This is a genomic window from Muricoccus nepalensis (genome assembly GCF_006438825.1).
Classification (GTDB): Bacteria; Pseudomonadota; Alphaproteobacteria; order Acetobacterales; family Acetobacteraceae; genus Roseomonas; species Roseomonas nepalensis.
Genome location: NZ_RCZP01000044.1, coordinates 39,503 through 56,646, shown reverse-complemented (window position 1 = coordinate 56,646; position 17,144 = coordinate 39,503). Strand labels below are relative to the sequence as shown.

The window sequence follows — 17,144 nt, the reverse complement described above, 5'->3', positions numbered from 1 at the left end:
AGCCGCGGGGGCCTTGCTGCGCGCGCTCGCGGCGGGTGCCGTGGCGCGCGCCGGCTTCGTCGCGCGTGCCGGCGCCTTGGCGGCGGGCTTCGCCTTCGGCGCGGGCTTCGCCCGGGCGGCGCTCTTGGGCGCCGCGCTCTTCGCGGCCGCGCTCTTGGGCGCCGCGCCGCGGGCGGGGGGCGCCTTGCGCGTCGCGGCGGTGCCCGTGCGGGCGCCCGTGCTGCGCGTGCCGGTGCCAGTGCCAGTGCTGCGCGTGCCGCGGGCGGCGGGGCGGGGCGGGTCCTTCGGGGGGCGGGCCATGTCTGGCTCCTTGCTTCAGTGCGCGATCGGGCGGGGCGCGATCGGCGCGGGGGGCGTCAGGGTTCGGCCGCCGCCGGGAGGGGCGTGGCCGAGAGCTCTTGGTGTGAATGGGCGCGCGGGGCCGCGGTTGCGCGGGCGCGCAGGGCCCGGATCGCGGTGGCGCTGGCCGGGTGCTCGCGGGCCGGGACGAGGCACCAGGGCGCGTGCGCCCGCCGGCCGCGCCGCCCGGCGGAGGGGGATGCGCCCGACAGCAGCGCGCCGCAAGCCCTCCGGTGCCGGCGCAGCGCCGTCGCCGCCGCGCCGTGGAGCGCGGGGCGCGTGTAGCCGGGGCGCGGCAGCACCGCCATCGGCGTGTCGCGGGCCAAGCGCCGCCAGCGCCGCCAGCGCGGCAGCTGCAGGAGGTTGTCCGCCCCCATGATCCAGACGAAGCGCGCGCGGGGGAACAGCCGGCGCAGCCGGGCGAGGGTGCGCTCGGTCTGGCGCAGGCCCAGGCGCGCCTCGATGTCAGCGGCGATGACGTGGCGGCCGTCCGCGATCCGCCGCGCCGATTCGAGGCGTTCCCGGAAGGGGGCCATCCCGTCGCCGGACTTCAGGGGATTGCCCGGCGAGACGAGCAGCCAGACCTCGTCCAGCCGCAGGACGTGGCGCGCCATGTCGGCGACGTGGCGGTGGCCGGGATGGGCGGGGTTGAAGGAGCCGCCGAGCAGCCCGATCCGCGCGCGCCGCCCGTCGCCCCAGCGCCCGGGGGCGCGGTGCGAGGGGGACGCCTTGCGCGGCGGGGCCTTGGCGCGGCCGAGTGGCAGGACCGGCGGCGGCACGGCCTTAGCCCAGGCCGCGGGGGGAGGCGAGGCTCAGGGCGTGCGCACCGAGACGGTGAGCGGCCGCTCGGCCAGCCCCTCGTAGGTGGCGGTGACGGTGCGCCCGGCCTCGGTCGGCAGGGCCGGGGAGAAGCCGCCCAGCGAGACGATGTCGCCCGCCCGCAACCGGCGCCCGTCGCGCTTCAGGTCCTCCACCAGCCAGGGGATGACGTTCAGGGGGTGGCCGAGCAGCGCGGTGCCGGGCGCGCGGGACAGCTCCTTCTGGTCGGTAGCCAGGGTGACGGTCATGCTGGCCAGGCGCGCCGCGAAGTCGGGCGTGGCCTCGGCCGGGATGGCCTCGCCGAGCACGCCGAGCCGCGCGCCGACGTTGATGGCGACGAGGTTCGCCCCGTTCATCGCCCCTGGCGCCAGCACGAGGTCGGGCATCTCGATGAAGGGGATCACTTGGTCGAGGTGGCGCAGGATCGCGACGTGGTCGGCGCCGGCGTCGTTGATGCCCTCGTCCCGCACGCGAACAAGGAGGTCGCTCTCCACGTTGGGCAGGGCGCCGAAGGCGGCGGGGACCTCCGCGGGGCGGCCGGCCGTGCCCTGGGCGCGGACCGTCGCCTGGAAGATGGTGCCGCGGATGGGGTGCGGCACGCCGAAGCGCGTCTGCGCCGCCGCGTTGGTCAGCCCGACCTTGTAGCCCACCGGCGCGCCGTGGCGCTCCGCGAGGAGGGGGACGAGCTTCTCCCGCGCGCAGAGGGCGTCCTCCATCGTCAGCGACGGCCCGTAGCCCTGGGAGGGGCGGCTGGCGAGGATGTCGGCGGCCACGCGCGCGACCTCGGCGCCCTCCGGGCAGGCGGCGCGGGCGGCGAGCGGCGCCCCGAGGAGGCCGGTGGCGGCAAGGAGGAAGAGGCGGCGCATGGTCTTGTTTCTTCCCTCTGTCCGGGCCGTGGCGGTCCCGGTTCTGTCCCGTGCGGGGCGGTCAGGGGCGAAGCTGGCCGGTCCCGATCACATGGTAGCGCCAGGTGCAGAGCTGCTCCAACCCGACGGGGCCGCGGGCGTGCAGGCGGCCCGTCGCGATGCCGATCTCCGCGCCGAAGCCGAACTCGCCCCCGTCGCAGAACTGGGTGGAGGCGTTCCAGAGGCCGACCGCCGAGCCGAGGCCGTCGAGGAAGGCCCCCGCCGCCGCGGCGTCCTCGGTGACGATCGCCTCCGTGTGCTCGCTGCCGTGGCGGCGGATGTGGTCGAGCGCCGATTCGACTCCGTCCACCACCGCGACGTTGAGGATGGCGGCGAGCCATTCGGTGGAGAAGTCGCCCTCCGAGGCCGCGGGCAGCCCGGGCAGGATGGCGCGCGCGGCCTCGTCCGCGCGGAAGTCGCAGCCGAGCGCGCGGAGGTCCTCCACCAGCAGCGGCAGGAGGGAGGGGGCGACGGCGCGGTCGATCAGCAGCGTCTCGGTCGAGCCGCAGACGCCGGTGCGGCGCATCTTGGCGTTGGCGAGGATGCGGCGGGCCATCATGGGGTCCGCGGCCGCGTGGACGTAGGTGTGGCAGAGGCCCTCGGCATGGGCGAGGACGGGCACGCGGGCCTCCTCCAGCACGCGCGTGACGAGGCCCTTGCCGCCGCGGGGGATGATGAGGTCGATCAGCCCCGACGCCCGCAGCATGGCGGCGACGAAGGCGCGGTCGGTGTTCGGGGCAGTGGCGACGCAGGCCTCGGGAAGCCCCGCCGCGCGCAGGCCGTCGAGGACGCAGGCGTGGATGGCGGCGGCGCTGTTCAGGCTCTCCCGCCCGCCGCGCAGGATGACGGGGCTGCCGGCCTTGAGGCAGAGGGCGGCGGCGTCCGCGCCCACGTTCGGGCGGCTCTCGTAGATCATGCCGATCACGCCGATGGGCTGGGCCACGCGGCGGAACAGGAGGCCGTTGGGGCGCGTCCACTCGGCCAGCACGCGGCCCACGGGGTCGGGCAGGGCGGCGAGTTCCTCCAGCCCCACGGCCATCGCCTCGATCCGGGCGGGGGTGAGGGTCAGGCGGTCGCGGAAGGCCTCGCTGAGATCGGGCGCGGCGGCGAGGTCGGCGGCGTTGGCGGCGAGGATTTCCGCGGCCCGCGCGCGGAGGCTGGCGGCGGCGGTGGTGAGCGCGAGGTCCTTCACCGGCCGCGGCGCGCGCGCGAGGGTGGTTGCGGCGGCGCGGGCGGCCCGGGCGGCCCCCTCCAGCGCGGCGCGGGCGATGGCGGCGGTGTCCGCCGCGGGATCGGTGATCGCGTTCATGGCCGTATCGGTAGCGCCGCGCGCCGGCCGGGGGAAGCGCGGCGCGGCAGGGCAGCCCCGTTCCCGAGGCTTGCCAGCGCGGCGGGCCTGACCCAGAACCGGGATGCATCAGAGAATGCAACGGAGGAGACCATGCGCTTGACCCAACCGGTGCTGGGCCGCCGCGCCCTCGCTGCCGCGGCCGCCGCGTCCCTCGCCGGCGCCGCGCGCGCGCAGGGCGTCTCGGGCAAGGTGACGGTGGTCACCTCCTTCTCGAACGACGTCACGGCCCCCTTCAAGCGCGCCTTCGAGGCCGCCCATCCCGGCACCACGCTGGAGGTGCAGAGCCGCAACACCACCGCCGGCGTGCGCTTCGTGCAGGAGACCCGCAGCAACAACGCGGTGGACCTCTTCTGGGCCTCGGCGCCCGACGCCTTCGAGGTGCTGAAGAAGGCCGGGCTGCTGGAGGCCTACCGCCCGCGGGCGCAGGGCATCCCCGACACCATCGGCCCCTACGCGATCAACGACCCCGAGGGATTCGTGACGGGCTTCGCGGCGTCGGGCTACGGGATCATGTGGAACGAGCGCTACGCGCGCGCGAACCGCCTGCCCGAGCCGAAGGAGTGGGCGGACCTGGCGAAGCCCGCCTATCACGATCACATCATCATCACCGCGCCGTCGCGCTCCGGCACGACGCACCTCACGGTCGAGACGATCCTGCAGGGCGAGGGGTGGGAGAAGGGCTGGACGACGATCAAGGGCTTCTCCGGCAACCTCCGCCAGATCACCGAGCGCTCCTTCGGGGTGCCGGACGCGGTGAATTCGGGGCAGGTCGGGGTCGGCGTCGTGATCGACTTCTTCGCCTTCTCGGCCCAGGGCGCGGGCTTCCCGGTGAAGTTCGTCTATCCCTCGGTCACCACGGTGGTGCCGGCGAACATCGCGGTGGTGAAGAATGCGCCGAACACGGCAGGCGCGCGGGCCTTCATCGACTTCCTGCTCTCGGTCCCGGGGCAGGAGATCCTGCTGGAGCCGACGATCCGGCGGCTTCCGGTGAACCCGGCCGTCTACGCCAAGGCGCCGCCCGGCTACCCCAACCCGTTCAACGGCACCATCGGCCTGCCGAACTTCCGCTTCGACCTCGGCGTGTCGGAGCGGCGCTACGCCGTTGTCGATGCGCTCTACGACCAGCTCGTCGGCACCAACCTCGAGGGGCTGAAGCGCGCCACCAAGGCGATCGGCGACGTCGAGACGCGGCTGGCGCGGCGGGACAACGCCCAGGCCCGCGCCCTGCTCGAGGAGGCGCGGGCGCTGATCGCCGCCATGCCCGTGACGGCGGAGGAGGCGGCGTCGGACGCGGTGGCCGGCTCCTTTTCCGGCCGCGGCGGGCCCGGGCCGCGCCAGGCGGAGCTGGAGCAGCGCTGGGCCGGCTTCGCGCGGGACAAGTACACGGCCGCCGCCGCCAAGGCCGCGGACGCCGCGAAGGCCGCCGGGTGAGCCTCGCCACCACCGAGGCGACCGCCGCCGCCCCGCCCGCGTCGCGCCCGCGGCGCTGGGCGGCGCGGCCGGGCGAGGCGGTGGCCTTCGCGCTCGTCGCGGTCTTCCTCCTCGCCTTCCTGGTGGTGCCGGTGCTGACGGTGATCACCGTCGCCTTCCAGGACCGGGCGACCGGCGGCTTCACCCTCGCGCATGTCGGGGACTTCCTGTCCAACGACCTCTTCATGCGGAGCTTCTGGAACTCCCTCTACGTCTCCTTGATGTCGGTGGTGGTGGCGAGCCTGATCGCGCTGCCGCTCGCCTACTTCACCACGCGCTTCGAGTTCCGCGGCGCCGTGCTCGTGCAGACGCTCGGCGTGCTGCCGCTGATCATGCCGCCCTTCGCGGGGGCGGTGGCGATGGGGCTGCTGTTCGGGCGCAGCGGCAGCGTGAACCTGATCCTGGGCGATTACCTGGACATCAACATCCCCTTCATGGAGGGGCTGAACGGGGTGATCTTCGTCCAGTCCATCCACTACTTCCCCTTCATCCTGCTCAACCTCTCCGCCAGCCTGCGCAACATCGACCGGTCGATGGAGGAGGCGGCGCAGAACCTCGGCAGCCACGGGTTCCGGCTGTTCCGGCGGATCGTGCTGCCGCTGGCCATGCCGGGCTACGTCGCCGGCGCGAGCCTCGTCTTCATCAAGGTCTTCGACGACCTGGCGACGCCCCTGCTGCTCAACGTGCGGGAGATGCTGGCGCCCCAGGCCTATCTGCGGATCACCTCCGTGGGGCTGGAGGACCCGATCGGCTACGTCATCGCCGTCGTGCTGATCCTCTTCTCCGTGCTGTCGCTCTGGGTGTCGTCGCTGGCCCTGCGCGGGCGGGACTACGCGACGGTGCAGCGGGGCGGGGGAGGGCTGGCGCGGCGGCGCCTGCCGCGCGGGCAGGCGGTGGCCGCCTACGCGCTGATCCTCCTCATCCTCGCGCTGGTGCTGGCGCCGCATCTCGGGCTGTTCCTGCTCTCCGTCGCCACCATCTGGTCCTTCGCGCCGCTGCCGGACGGCTACACGCTGGCGCATTACGCGCGCGTCTTCGCGGAAAGCTCGCAGTACATCACGAATACGCTGATCTACGCCGGGCTGGCCGGGCTGATCGACGTGGTGATCGGCACGGCCATCGCCTACCTCGTGCTGCGGACGCGCCTGACGGGCGCGCGCTGGCTGGACTACCTCGCCATGTCGGCGCTGGCGGTGCCGGGGCTGGTGCTGGGGATCGGGTATCTCCGCACCTATTTCGGCGTGACGCTTCCCGACGGCACCTCGGTCACGGCCTTCTGGGGGATCATCGTGCTGGCGCTCGCGGTGCGGCGGCTGCCCTACGCGCTGCGGGCCTGCACGGCGGCGCTCCAGGGGATCTCCTCGAGCCTGGAGGAGGCGGCGGAGAACCTCGGCGCGCGGCGGTCGCGCGTGATCCGGCGGATCGTGCTGCCGCTGATGGCAGGCGGGCTGGCGGCCGGCTTCGTCACCTCCTTCGCGACGGCGGCGGTGGAGCTCTCGGCCACGCTGATGCTCGTGCAGTCCAACGCCGACGCGCCGCTGGCCTACGGGCTCTACGTCTTCATGCAGTCGCCGGCCGGGCGCGGGGCGGGCGCGGCGCTGGGGATCATCGCGGTGGTCATCGTCGGCCTGTCCACCTTCGTCTCGCACCTGGTGACCGCCCGCGGCGGGAAGGAGAGCGCATGAGCGCGATGCTGGCGCGCGAGCCTGCGGGGATCCGGGTGGAGGGGGTGGACCTCTCCTACGGCGCCACCCGCGTGCTGCGGGACGTGAACCTGGAGATCCGGCCAGGCGAGTTCTTCGCCTTCCTCGGCCCGTCGGGCTGCGGCAAGACGACGCTGCTGCGGCTGATCGCGGGCTTCAACCAGGCGCAGCGCGGGCGCGTGCTGGTGGGCGGCGCCGACATCACGCCCCTGCCGCCCTGGAAGCGCGACGTGGGCATGGTGTTCCAGTCCTACGCCCTCTGGCCGCACATGACCGTGCGCCGCAACGTCGCCTTCGGGCTGGAGGAGCGGCGCGTGGCGCGGGCGGAGATCGCGGGGCGCGTGGAGGCGGCGCTCGCGCTGGTCGGGCTGGAGGGGATGGGGGACCGCCGTCCCTCGCAGCTCTCGGGCGGGCAGCAGCAGCGCGTGGCGCTCGCGCGCACGGTCGCGGTGCGGCCGAAGGTGCTGCTGCTGGACGAGCCCCTGTCGAACCTCGACGCGCGGCTTCGCGTGCAGGTCCGGCGGGAGCTGCGCGAGATGCAGCAGCGGCTGCGCCTGACCACCATCTTCGTCACCCACGACCAGGAGGAGGCGAACACCGTCTGCGACCGGATCGCGGTCATGAACGAGGGCGTGGTGCAGCAGGTCGGAACCCCGATGGAGCTGTACGACCATCCCGCCAACCTCTTCGTCGCGGGCTTCCTCGGCACGGCCAACATCATGCCGGGAAGGGTGCTGCACGAAGGCGCGGCGAGCGCCTTCGAGATCGACGGCGGCACGCGCATCCCGCTGCCGCCCGGCCTGGACGTGCCGCCCGGCGCCCGGCTGATGTTCCGCCCGCAGGACGTGGCGCTGCTGCCCCTGGGGGCCGAAGCCCCCGGCCGTCGGCTGTTGGAGGGGGAGGTAACGCACCGGGAGTTCCTCGGCGCCTCCATCCGCTACGGGGTGCGGGTGGCGGGGGCGGAGGTGCTGGTGGACGCGCCGCACACGGGGGGCGAGGGGCACCTCGCCGTTGGCGGCCGTGCGGCGCTGGCGCTGGACGCCGCGCGGGTGAAGCTGCTCGCGGGCTGAGCGCGCCTCAGCGGCGCTTGCCCATGCCGCCCATGTTGGCGAAGACGCGCGCGTCCCGGTTCTCCTGCATCAGCATGGAGAAGCTCGGGATCTTCTCGAAGCCGAGGCCCTGCGGCACGCCCGTCTCGGGATCGGGCTGGATCTTGCCGTAGGCCTCGCCCGAGACCTTCTCCCACTTCCCGGCGGGCTTCTTCACCTCCAGGTTCACCACCGTCGCCTTGAAGGCCATGCGCACGATGGCCTCCTTGGGGTTGGAGGGCTTGGTAAGGCTGGGCGCGCCGGCCATGACCTGCCAGCCGTTCTTCAGCGCCCAGGCGGTCAGCTCGTCCTTGTCCATCGTGTCGGGTCCTTCCGGCGTGATCGGGGTCACGGGTAGCACGGCGCGCCCGCCGGCGATGGCCCCTTCTTGCGCCGCCCGTCCTGTGGAAGTCTGCGACGCGGACAAGGGAGGCCACGATGCTCGGCTATGTCACGCTCGGCACCAACGACCGCGACAGGGGTGCACCCTTCTACGACGCCATCGCCGCGGAGCTCGGTGCCTCCCGGATGATGGAGAACGAGCAGTTCATCGCCTGGGGCGTGCCCGGCGGCGGCGCGGGCATCGGCCTCACCCGCCCCTTCGACGGCAAGCCGGCGACGGTCGGGAACGGGGTGATGGTGGCGCTGGCGGCGAAGGACCGGGCGCAGGTGGACCGGCTGCACGCCGTCGCGCTCGCGAGCGGCGGCACGGACGAGGGGGCGCCCGGCGAGCGCTGGCCGGGCTTCTACGCCGCCTACTTCCGGGACCCCGACGGCAACAAGCTGAACGCCTTCTTCATGGGCTGAGCCGGGATGAGCTGAGGCGGGCCGCTAGACCAGCACCATGTCGTCGCGGTGCACGATCACGTCGCGCCCGCGCCAGCCGAGGATCGCCTCGATCTCGGCGCTGCGGCGGCCGGCGATGCGGCGGGCGCTGTCGGAATCATAGGCCGAGAGGCCGCGGGCGAGCTCCCGCCCCTCGGCGTCCCGCACGGAGACGGGGTCGCCCCGGTCGAAGCGGCCCTCCACCTCGCGCACGCCGGCCGGGAGGAGGGAGCGGCCGTCGGCGAGCGCCCGCGCCGCGCCGTCGTCCACCACCAGCCGGCCGAGCGGGGCGAGCGAGCCCGCGATCCAGCTCTTGCGCGCCGAGCGCCCCTCGGGCGCCGGCAGGAACCAGGTGGCCCGCGCCCCCGCCAGCATGGCGGAGAGAGGATTGGCGGCGGAGCCCAGCGCGATGGCCATGGCGCAGCCCGCGCCGGTCGCGATCCGCGCCGCGATCAGCTTCGTGCGCATGCCACCCGAGGAGTAGCCGGGCGGCGGCTCGCCCCCCATCGCCATGATCTCGTCGGTGATGCGCTCCACCACCGGCAGATGCTGCGCCGAGGGGTCGCGGCGGGGGTCGGCGGTGTAGAGGCCGTCGATGTCGGACAGCAGCACGAGGGCGTCGGCCTCGATCATCTCGGCCACGCGGGCGGCCAAGCGGTCGTTGTCGCCGAAGCGGATCTCGGCGGTGGCGACGGTGTCGTTCTCGTTGATCACGGGCACGCAGCCGAGGCCGAGCAGGGTGCGCAGCGTCTCGCGCGCGTTGAGGTAGCGGCGGCGGTGCTCGCTGTCTTCCAGCGTCAGCAGCACCTGGGCCGCGGTCATGCCGTGGGCGGCGAGCGCCCCCTCCCAGGCGCCGGCGAGGCGGATCTGCCCCACGGCCGCGGCCGCCTGCTTCTCCTCCAGCCGGAGGGCGCGGCGCGTGAGGCCGAGCGCGTGCCGGGCCAGCGCCACGGCGCCGGAGGAGACCAGCACCACCTCCGCCCCCCCGGCCCGCAACCGGGCCGCGTCCTCGGCCACGGAGGCGAGCCAGGCCGCGCGCGGGGCCGCCGTCTCGAGGTCCACCACGAGGGCGGAGCCGATCTTCACGACGATGCGGCGGGCGGTGGCGAGGTCGGGCGGAAGCATGGCCGCGCCCTACCACGCGCCGCGCGGGGGGGCGAGGACGACCCGCGCGGGTCAGCCCCGGCCGGGCGGGGCCGGGGCGGGCGGGTCCTCGGCCGTCTCCAGGCGCTCCTCCGCCTCCTCCGGCGACTTGCGGCGCTCCTCCTCCGGGCGGACCTTCTGGCCCTCCAGGCGGCGGACGCGCTCCTCCAGGGTCTCGTCTCTCTCGCTCATGGTCGCTCTCCTGCGCATGCTCGGGGAACGCGGCGCGCCCGCCCGCGTATCAGAGGTCGCCGCGCATCGAGCCCGTGTATCAGCCCGGCGGCTGCTCCACCGTGCCGCGCAGCTTCTGCTCGGGCAGGCCGATCACCAGCAGGAAGGCGGCGGTCATCACCACGCCGCTGAGGGCGAAGCAGCCGGTCAGCGCCGTGCGGTAGGCCTCGCCCAGGGCGGCGTGCTGGGCGGGGGAGAGGGCTGCCAGGGCCTCGGCGCCGCCCCGGGTCAGCCCCTCCACGTCCACCGGCCCGGCCAGGCGGGCGGAGAGGATGGCGCCCGAGCAGGCCACCCCCACCGCGCCGCCGAGGGAGCGCAGGAAGGTCATCGCCCCCGTCGCCGCGCCGAGTTCCTTGTAGTCCACCGCGTTCTGGATAGCGGTGGTGAGGTTCGGCATGCCCATCCCCATGCCGAGGCCGAGCGCGGCCATGGCGATCAGGAAGGTCCAGGCCGGGGACGCGAACCAGGCGAGGGCGGCCAGCCCCACCAGCGCCACCGCCTCCAGCAGGAGGCCGGCCATGAGGAACCCCTTGTTCCGGCCAAGCTTCGCCGCCGCGCGCCCGCCGAGGACGGAGGTCAGCACCATGCCGATCACCTGCGGCAGCATCATCGCCCCCGCCCGCGCCGGGCTCATGCCGAGCACGAGCTGGAAGTAGAGCGGCAGGAAGACGGTGGAGCCCATCATGGCGAAGACCATCATCCCCCCGACCGACACCCCCCGCGCGAAGACCGGGTTGCGGAAGAGGCCCAGCCGGATGACCGGGTCCTCCGCCCGCCTCTCCCGCCAGAGGAAGGCCGCGAAGAGGGCGAGCACGAGGGCCGCGCCCGCGGCGGAGGCGGCGGAGACCCAGGGGAACTCCACCCCGCCCCAGGCGAGGAAGAGGAGCAGCGCCGCCGTGCCCGCCGCCATCAGCGCGCTGCCGGCAATGTCGAGCGGGCGCTTGCGCTTGGCCGCGGGGGTGCGGAGGCCGAAGCCGATCATCAGCAGGGCGAGGGCGCCCAGCGGCAGGTTCACGTAGAAGACCCAGCGCCAGGAGAGCGCCGAGGTGATGACCCCGCCCAGCAGCGGCCCCGCGACGCTGGCCAGCGCGAAGGTGCCGGTGAAGAGCCCCTGGTAGCGCGGCCTCTCGCGCGGGGAGACGACGTCGCCCACCGAGGCCTGGGCCAGCACCATCAGCCCGCCCGCGCCCAGCCCCTGCAGCGCCCGGAAGAGGATGAGCTGCCCCATCGACCCCGCCGTGCCGCAGAGGAGCGACCCCGCCAGGAACAGCACGATGGCGACGAGGAACATCCGCCGCCGCCCGTAGGTGTCGGAGAGCTTGCCGTAGAGCGGCGTGGTGACCGTGGAGGACAGCATGAAGGCCGTCACCACCCAGGAGAGATGCGCCATGCCGCCCAGGTCCGACACGATGCGGGGGAGGGCGGTGTTCACGATGTTCTGGTCGAGCGAGGCGAGCAGGATGCAGAGCAGCGCCCCCGTCATCACCACCCGCCGCGAGGCCGGGCGCTGCGGCGGCGGGGACGCGGGCGGCGCTTCCGCCTCGGGCAGCGGTCGGCTCAGGGCAAGGGAATCGGGCATGGGGCGGTGTTCCGGGCAGGGCGCGGCCCCTCGTCAGCGCGGCGAGGACGAAGGCGGCGAGGGGGTGAACGCGCGGGACGGCCCTCCGTCCCCACCGGCCGACGAGCCTGGGGCGGCTTGCGCCCGGGTCCGGCCGGCGGCGATGCTCCGGCCCCGGCAACGCGCCGCCCCCAACGCCTGGCCCCCTGGATCGTTCAACACCCCGATGAGCTTCCATTCCCTCTACCGGCACGGCTTTGCGCGGCTGGCAGCCTGCACCCCCCGCGTCGCCCTGGCCGACCCGGCGGCCAACGCGGAGGCGATCCTCGCCGCGGCGCGCGACTGCGACGCGCGCGGCGCGGCGGTCGCGGTCTTCCCCGAGCTCTGCCTCTCCGGCTACTCGATCGACGACCTCCTGCTGCAGGACGTGCTGCTCGACGCCGTGGAGGCGGCGGTGGCCCGGCTGGTCGCGGAATCGGCGGGGCTGCTGCCCGTGCTGCTCGTCGGCGCGCCGCTGCGCCACGGCCCGCGCCTCTACAACTGCGCGCTGGCCATCCACCGCGGGCGCCTGCTGGGCGTCGTGCCCAAGATCCACCTGCCGAACTACCGCGAGTTCTACGAGCACCGCCACTTCGCCTCCGGCGTCGGGACCGAGGGCGGCACGATCCGCGTCGGCGCGCTCCAGGCCCCCTTCGGCCCGGACCTGCTCTTCGAGGCCGAGGACCTGCGCGGCCTGACGATCCACGCCGAGGTCTGCGAGGACCTCTGGGTGCCGATCCCGCCGAGCAGCGACGGGGCGCTGGCGGGGGCGACGGTGCTGGCCAACCTCTCGGCCAGCAACATCACCATCGGCAAGGCGGACACGCGGCGCCTCCTCTGCGCCTCGCAGTCCGCGCGCTGCCTGGCGGCCTATGTCTACGCGGCGGCGGGGGCGGGCGAATCGACCACCGACCTCGCCTGGGACGGGCAGGTCTCGATCTACGAGAACGGCGCGACGCTGGTGGAGAGCGAGCGCTTCCCGGCGGGCCAGCAGATCGCGATGGCCGATGCCGACCTCGACCTCCTGCGGCAGGAGCGCGCGCGCCAGGGCACCTTCGACGACAACCGCCGCCTGCAGGGCCGCCCCTTCCGCCGCGTGGCCTTCCGCCTGGACCCGCCGATGGCGGACCTCGGCCTCGAGCGGCGGGTGGAGCGCTTCCCCTTCGTGCCGGCCGACCCCGCGCGCCTCTCCCAGGACTGCTACGAGGCCTACGCTATCCAGGTCTCGGGGCTGATGCAGCGGCTGGGGGCCATCGGGAACCCGAAGATCGTCATCGGCGTCTCGGGCGGCCTCGACTCGACCCAGGCGCTGATCGTGGCGGCGCGGGCGATGGACCGCATGGGGCGGCCGCGCACGGACATCATCGGCTACACCATGCCCGGCTTCGGCACGAGCGAGGGCACCAAGGGCAGCGCGCACCGGCTGATGGCGGCGCTGGGAATCACCGCGCGGGAACTGGATATCCGCCCCGCCGCGCGGCAGATGCTGGCCGACCTCGGCCACCGCTTCGCCGGCGGCGAGCCCGTCTACGACATCACCTTCGAGAACGTGCAGGCGGGGCTGCGCACCGACTATCTCTTCCGCGCCGCCAACAACGAGGGCGGCATCGTCCTCGGCACGGGCGACCTGTCGGAGCTGGCGCTGGGCTGGTGCACCTACGGCGTGGGCGACCAGATGTCGCACTACAACGTCAACGGTGGCGTGCCGAAGACCCTCATCCAGCACCTCATCCGCTGGGTGGCCGAGGAGGGTCTCTTCGACGCCGAGGCCTCCGCGGTGCTGGTGGACGTCCTCTCCACCGAGATCTCGCCCGAGCTCGTGCCGCCGGACGCCGATGGCGCCATGCAGAGCACCGAATCGAAGATCGGTCCCTACGCGCTGCAGGACTTCACCCTCTTCTACGTGCTGCGCCACGGCTTCCTGCCGTCGAGGATCGCCTTCCTCGCGCACCACGCCTGGTCCGACGCGGCCCGCGGCTCCTGGCCGCCGCACTTCCCGGAGGACCGCCGCCGCGCCTTCGATCTCGGCGAGATCCGGCACTGGATGGAGGTCTTCCTCGGCCGCTTCTTCGGCTTCAGCCAGTTCAAGCGCTCGGCCATGCCGAACGGGCCCAAGGTGGCGGCCGGGGGCTCGCTCTCGCCGCGCGGGGACTGGCGGGCGCCGTCCGACGGCAGCGCGGCGGCCTGGCTGGAGGAGCTCCGGCGCGTCGTCCCGACTTCGTGACGACCCACACTGTTGCAGGGATGCCGATTTCCGGCTGACGCTGACAGGAAAAGCCGCCTTGGCCCTTGTTGGGCTGCGGACTTCGTGGTGACTTCGCCAACCAAGCGCAACAGACAGGCGGTTTCACATGGCGAAGGCAGCTGCACCCAAGAAGCCCGCGGCGGCGAAGGCTCCGGCAGCACCCGCTTCGGCGGCGAAGTCCTCCGCGGCGAAGCCCGCGGCGGCGGTGGTCAGCCTGAAGCAGCTCGCGGCCGGCCTGGCCGAGACGCACGAGATGCCGAAGAAGCAGGCCGAGACCCTGGTGAACGACTTCGTGCAGTCGCTCGCCGATCACCTGAAGGCCGGCGACAAGATCCGCATCAACGGCCTCGGCATCCTCGAGGTGAAGTCCCGCCCGGCCCGCATGGGCCGCAACCCGGCGACCGGCCAGCAGATCGAGATCGCGGCCAGCAAGAAGATCGCCTTCCGCCCGGCGAAGGAGCTGAAGGAGGCCGTCTGACGGCCCCTTCGGGTCGCCGGTCCCGGCGACCCCGACGGCGGGTCCCCTTTCGCGGGGGCTCGCCCTTCTGCCCCGATCCCTTCCGCCGGCCGCCGCATCGCGCCGGCGCTCTCCGATTTGGGCGCACCGACCGGCCGCCCGCGCCCCACCCCTCTTTTCGCCCCGATCCACCCGGTGAGCCCCCGCTCTCCGGCGATTTGCCGTTGCCGGGCTTGCCCCCATGGCGCGCGCCAATTATCTGGCGCGTACCGGGCCGCGTGACTCAGCCCTTGGCCACGCGGCCCTCCTTCTCCCTTTTGAGTTTGAATCCCGCCCGCCCATGACGACACGTACCGATCCAGCCGTCGCGGCGGAAACCGATCGCGCGTCCGCGCCCGACTCCGTCCTCTGGCAGCACGCTGCCTTCTGCCGCCTCGGCCTGCCCGTCTCGCCGGGCACCGAGCCCTGGCGGCGCGAGGGCGGCGACGCCGCGCTGCGCCTTTCCCCGGCGACGGCGGGCGACACGCTGCCCGACGGACCGGGGCTGCGGCTGCTGCTCGCCTTCCTCTGCGACACGGCGCTGCGCGCCGGCAGCCCGACCGTCGCGCTCGGCGCCGACGCCGCGGCGCTGACGGCGAAGCTGGGCCTTGGCGAGGGCGCGGTCGCGCCGCTCGCCGAGCAGGTGGAGCGGATGCTGACCGCGCGGATCGTGGCGAGCGTGGACGACGGGCCGGAGCTCTCCGTGCTCGACGCCCGCTCGCGCCCCCGCGGCGGCGCCTGGCCGGCCTCGGTGAAGCTGAACGCCCGCTTCCTCGCGAGCCTGGCGGAGAACGCGGTGGCGCTGGACCGCGGCATCCTGCGCGCCCTCTCGGCCTCGGCCGAGGCGATGGACGCCCATGCCTGGACGCGCGAGGTGCTGCTGCGCGCCGGCACCGACGGCACCGTCACCGCCCCCTGGCCGGAGCTGATGGCGCGATTCGGCGCGCCGGGCGCGGACGCCGCCGCCTTCCGCGAGGCCTTCGAGTCGGCGCTCCGGCTCGTCTTCGAGGCCGATCTCTCGATCGAGCTCGCGGTCGACGACGACGGCGTGAGCGTCCGCCACGCCCGCCCCGCGGCCCCCGCCCCCCAGCCGGCGCCCGCCGCGCCGCCCGCGCCGGTCCCGCCGCGCCCGGTGGAGGCGCCGCCCGCGGCCGTCCAGCCGCCGGCCCCGCCGCCCGAGACCGCCCCAGTACCGCCGCCGCGCGCGGAGGAACGCCCGCGCGAGGAGCGGCCCCGGGACGAGCGCCCGCGGGACGACCGGCCGCGCGAGGATCGCGTGCGGGAGGACCGTCCGCGGGACGGGCGCCCGCGCGACGAGAGGCCGCGCGAGGAGCGCTACCGCGAGGACCGGCCCCGCGACGAGAGGCCCCGCGACGAGAGGCCACGCGATGACCGGCCGCGGGACGACCGCCGCCCGCGCCGCGACGAGGCGCCCGATCCGGGCCCGGCCGACCAGATCGCCGAGGACATGATCCGGCTCCGCTCGCACCTCACCGGCCTGCCCCAGGTGGTGTGGCTGCGGCGCGGCCACGGGGACGAGAACATCCTCGTCGGCGTCACCCCTGGCGCCCGCCTCGACACGGACCGCCTGACCATCCTCATGGTCGAGCCGATCATCATGCAGGTGAGCGGCGGCCTCGGTCAGAGCGACTTCGAGCGGGTCTCGGCCTGGGTCATGGCGAACCGGGACCTGATCGACGAGTTCTGGGAGGGCGGCATTGCCTCGGCCGAGGAGGTCAACCGCCGCGTCCGCAAGGCGCCCGGGCCGACCTTCCGCTAGCCGCGGGGCGGCTTCGGCCGCCTCTGCCGCTCTCGTGTGGGCCCGGATCGATTCCGGGCCCTCGCAATTTCGCGGGGCGGGACGACGTTGCGAGGGGATGAGCCCCGTCTTCCTGAACCGGATCGGCACCGCGGTGCCCGTCCACGAGGTCCACGGCACCTTCCGTGCCTTCGCCGAGGGTCTGATCCCCGGGGAGCGGGAGCGGCGCCTGTTCTCCCGCATGGCGGACCGCTCGGGCATCGCCCGGCGCTGGAGCATCCTCGAGCCCGACGGGCGCCCCGGCCTGGTCGACCGCGAGGGCTTCTACGAGCCGGGCCGCTTTCCCGCCACCCGCGCCCGGATGGAGCGCTGGGAGGCCGAGGCGCCCGCGCTGGCCTTCCGCGCGGTCGAGGCGCTGGGGCCGCTGGACGGCATCACCCACCTCGTCGTTGCCTCCTGCACCGGCTTCGCGGCGCCGGGGCTGGACCACGCTCTCAGCGCACATCTCGGCCTCGACGAGACGGTGGCGCGCACGAATGTCGGCTTCATGGGCTGCCAGGCCGCCATCGTCGCGCTGCGCCTCGCCCACGACGCCGTGCGCGCCGACCCGGAAGCCCGCGTGCTGGTGGTGAACCTCGAGCTCTGCACGCTGCACCTGCAGGAGCGGCCGGAGGTGGAGCAGCTTCTCTGCTTCCTTCTCTTCGGCGACGGCTGCTCCGCCGCCCTCGTCAGCGCCGAGCCGGAGGGCCTGCGGCTGGACGGCTTCCGCTGCGCCCTCATGCCCGAGGCGGAGGAGCAGATCGCCTGGCGCGTCGGCGACAACGGCTTCGACATGGTGCTCTCCGGCGAGGTGCCGAAGAGCCTCGTCCGCGCCCTGCCGCCGCGCCTGCCCGCGCTTCTCGGCGGGAGGGAGGCGGAGGACTACGACCTCTGGGCGATCCACCCCGGCGGGCGCTCCGTGCTGGACGCGGTGGAGGAGGCCTGCCGCCCGCCGCAGGGCGCGCTGTCGCAATCCCGCGCCGTGCTGGCCGAGCACGGCAACATGTCCTCGCCGACCGTCATGTTCGTGCTGCGCGCGATGATGGAGGAGCGCGCGCCCGGCCGGCGCGGGATCGCCATGGCCTTCGGCCCCGGCCTCTCCGCCGAGACGATGCGCTTCGCGACGGTCTGACG

Annotated in this window: 15 protein-coding genes and 1 pseudogene; 8 read left to right on the top strand and 8 right to left on the bottom strand. The window is 74.4% G+C overall.

The window, feature by feature from the left end:
- The 4 genes and pseudogenes from EAH89_RS26060 to EAH89_RS26045 all read right to left on the bottom strand — a co-directional run.
- A pseudogene (locus tag EAH89_RS26060) lies at positions 1-300 on the bottom strand (hypothetical protein); the annotation flags it as partial.
- A 56-nt stretch (positions 301-356) separates the two neighbouring features.
- Positions 357-1,118 (bottom strand): nicotinate-nucleotide adenylyltransferase, encoded by a 762-nt coding sequence (locus EAH89_RS26055; RefSeq protein WP_338325552.1) that lies wholly within the window; start codon positions 1,116-1,118, stop codon positions 357-359.
- A gap of 33 nt (positions 1,119-1,151) precedes the next feature.
- Positions 1,152-2,024, bottom strand: coding sequence for a 2-keto-4-pentenoate hydratase (locus tag EAH89_RS26050; protein ID WP_140886620.1), 873 nt, complete (start codon positions 2,022-2,024; stop codon positions 1,152-1,154).
- 61 nt (positions 2,025-2,085) lie between these two features.
- The gene (locus EAH89_RS26045; RefSeq protein ID WP_140886619.1) at positions 2,086-3,372 is read right to left on the bottom strand and encodes a glutamate-5-semialdehyde dehydrogenase; all 1,287 of its coding nucleotides are present in this window, start codon (positions 3,370-3,372) and stop codon (positions 2,086-2,088) included.
- Between the two features lie 132 nt (positions 3,373-3,504).
- Between EAH89_RS26045 and EAH89_RS26040 the strand changes: the two genes are divergently transcribed.
- From EAH89_RS26040 to EAH89_RS26030, 3 genes are read left to right on the top strand one after another with little or no spacing between them, the layout of a single operon-like run.
- Positions 3,505-4,845 (top strand): ABC transporter substrate-binding protein, encoded by a 1,341-nt coding sequence (locus EAH89_RS26040; RefSeq protein ID WP_140886618.1) that lies wholly within the window; start codon positions 3,505-3,507, stop codon positions 4,843-4,845.
- Positions 4,842-6,569, top strand: a complete 1,728-nt coding sequence (locus EAH89_RS26035; protein WP_140886617.1) for an ABC transporter permease — start codon at positions 4,842-4,844, stop codon at positions 6,567-6,569. The genes EAH89_RS26040 and EAH89_RS26035 overlap by 4 nt, the downstream gene beginning before the upstream one ends.
- The gene (locus EAH89_RS26030; RefSeq protein ID WP_140886616.1) at positions 6,566-7,657 is read left to right on the top strand and encodes an ABC transporter ATP-binding protein; all 1,092 of its coding nucleotides are present in this window, start codon (positions 6,566-6,568) and stop codon (positions 7,655-7,657) included. Before EAH89_RS26035 ends, EAH89_RS26030 begins: the two co-directional genes overlap by 4 nt.
- Positions 7,658-7,664: 7 nt before the next feature.
- Here the strand turns inward: EAH89_RS26030 and EAH89_RS26025 are convergent, their stop codons facing one another.
- Positions 7,665-7,994 carry a hypothetical protein gene (locus tag EAH89_RS26025; RefSeq protein ID WP_140886615.1) on the bottom strand — a complete coding sequence of 110 codons (330 nt, stop codon included), beginning with the start codon at positions 7,992-7,994 and terminating at the stop codon, positions 7,665-7,667.
- 119 nt (positions 7,995-8,113) lie between these two features.
- On the opposite strand from EAH89_RS26025, the gene EAH89_RS26020 reads away from it, so the two are divergent.
- Positions 8,114-8,482: a VOC family protein gene (locus tag EAH89_RS26020; protein ID WP_140886614.1), complete on the top strand. Its 369-nt coding sequence runs from the start codon at positions 8,114-8,116 to the stop codon at positions 8,480-8,482.
- 24 nt (positions 8,483-8,506) lie between these two features.
- Here EAH89_RS26020 and proB read toward each other — a convergent pair whose 3' ends face one another.
- From proB to EAH89_RS26005, 3 genes are all read right to left on the bottom strand, one after another.
- Positions 8,507-9,625 carry a glutamate 5-kinase gene (gene proB, locus EAH89_RS26015; RefSeq protein WP_140886613.1) on the bottom strand — a complete coding sequence of 373 codons (1,119 nt, stop codon included), beginning with the start codon at positions 9,623-9,625 and terminating at the stop codon, positions 8,507-8,509.
- Positions 9,626-9,676: 51 nt separating this feature from the next.
- On the bottom strand, positions 9,677-9,835 hold the full coding sequence (locus EAH89_RS32025; RefSeq protein WP_161993765.1) for a hypothetical protein: 159 nt from the start codon (positions 9,833-9,835) through the stop codon (positions 9,677-9,679).
- Positions 9,836-9,914: 79 nt separating this feature from the next.
- Positions 9,915-11,453 carry an MDR family MFS transporter gene (locus EAH89_RS26005; RefSeq protein WP_140886612.1) on the bottom strand — a complete coding sequence of 513 codons (1,539 nt, stop codon included), beginning with the start codon at positions 11,451-11,453 and terminating at the stop codon, positions 9,915-9,917.
- 205 nt (positions 11,454-11,658) lie between these two features.
- Here EAH89_RS26005 and EAH89_RS26000 point away from each other — a divergent pair, with 205 nt between their 5' ends.
- From EAH89_RS26000 to EAH89_RS25980, 4 genes are all read left to right on the top strand, one after another.
- Positions 11,659-13,695 carry an NAD(+) synthase gene (locus EAH89_RS26000; protein WP_140886611.1) on the top strand — a complete coding sequence of 679 codons (2,037 nt, stop codon included), beginning with the start codon at positions 11,659-11,661 and terminating at the stop codon, positions 13,693-13,695.
- Positions 13,696-13,822: 127 nt separating this feature from the next.
- A complete protein-coding gene (locus tag EAH89_RS25995) occupies positions 13,823-14,194 on the top strand; it encodes an HU family DNA-binding protein (RefSeq protein WP_140886610.1) in 372 nt (123 codons plus the stop codon).
- A 319-nt stretch (positions 14,195-14,513) separates the two neighbouring features.
- On the top strand, positions 14,514-15,992 hold the full coding sequence (locus EAH89_RS33210; RefSeq protein WP_194152368.1) for a replication initiation protein: 1,479 nt from the start codon (positions 14,514-14,516) through the stop codon (positions 15,990-15,992).
- Positions 15,993-16,089: 97 nt separating this feature from the next.
- Positions 16,090-17,142 (top strand): type III polyketide synthase, encoded by a 1,053-nt coding sequence (locus EAH89_RS25980; protein WP_140886609.1) that lies wholly within the window; start codon positions 16,090-16,092, stop codon positions 17,140-17,142.
- The last annotated feature ends 2 nt before the right edge of the window (positions 17,143-17,144 follow it).

What these genes read in the sequence shown, in the direction of transcription:
- EAH89_RS26050 (WP_140886620.1), bottom strand. Translation starts at nt 2,024, where the DNA reads ATGCGCCGCCTCTTCCTCCTTGCCGCCACCGGCCTCCTCGGGGCGCCG.
- EAH89_RS26045 (WP_140886619.1), bottom strand. Translation starts at nt 3,372, where the DNA reads ATGAACGCGATCACCGATCCCGCGGCGGACACCGCCGCCATCGCCCGC.
- EAH89_RS26040 (WP_140886618.1), top strand. Translation starts at nt 3,505, where the DNA reads ATGCGCTTGACCCAACCGGTGCTGGGCCGCCGCGCCCTCGCTGCCGCG.
- EAH89_RS26030 (WP_140886616.1), top strand. Translation starts at nt 6,566, where the DNA reads ATGAGCGCGATGCTGGCGCGCGAGCCTGCGGGGATCCGGGTGGAGGGG.
- EAH89_RS26025 (WP_140886615.1), bottom strand. Translation starts at nt 7,994, where the DNA reads ATGGACAAGGACGAGCTGACCGCCTGGGCGCTGAAGAACGGCTGGCAG.
- EAH89_RS26020 (WP_140886614.1), top strand. Translation starts at nt 8,114, where the DNA reads ATGCTCGGCTATGTCACGCTCGGCACCAACGACCGCGACAGGGGTGCA.
- proB (WP_140886613.1), bottom strand. Translation starts at nt 9,625, where the DNA reads ATGCTTCCGCCCGACCTCGCCACCGCCCGCCGCATCGTCGTGAAGATC.
- EAH89_RS32025 (WP_161993765.1), bottom strand. Translation starts at nt 9,835, where the DNA reads ATGAGCGAGAGAGACGAGACCCTGGAGGAGCGCGTCCGCCGCCTGGAG.
- EAH89_RS26005 (WP_140886612.1), bottom strand. Translation starts at nt 11,453, where the DNA reads ATGCCCGATTCCCTTGCCCTGAGCCGACCGCTGCCCGAGGCGGAAGCG.
- EAH89_RS26000 (WP_140886611.1), top strand. Translation starts at nt 11,659, where the DNA reads ATGAGCTTCCATTCCCTCTACCGGCACGGCTTTGCGCGGCTGGCAGCC.
- EAH89_RS25995 (WP_140886610.1), top strand. Translation starts at nt 13,823, where the DNA reads ATGGCGAAGGCAGCTGCACCCAAGAAGCCCGCGGCGGCGAAGGCTCCG.
- EAH89_RS33210 (WP_194152368.1), top strand. Translation starts at nt 14,514, where the DNA reads ATGACGACACGTACCGATCCAGCCGTCGCGGCGGAAACCGATCGCGCG.
- EAH89_RS25980 (WP_140886609.1), top strand. Translation starts at nt 16,090, where the DNA reads ATGAGCCCCGTCTTCCTGAACCGGATCGGCACCGCGGTGCCCGTCCAC.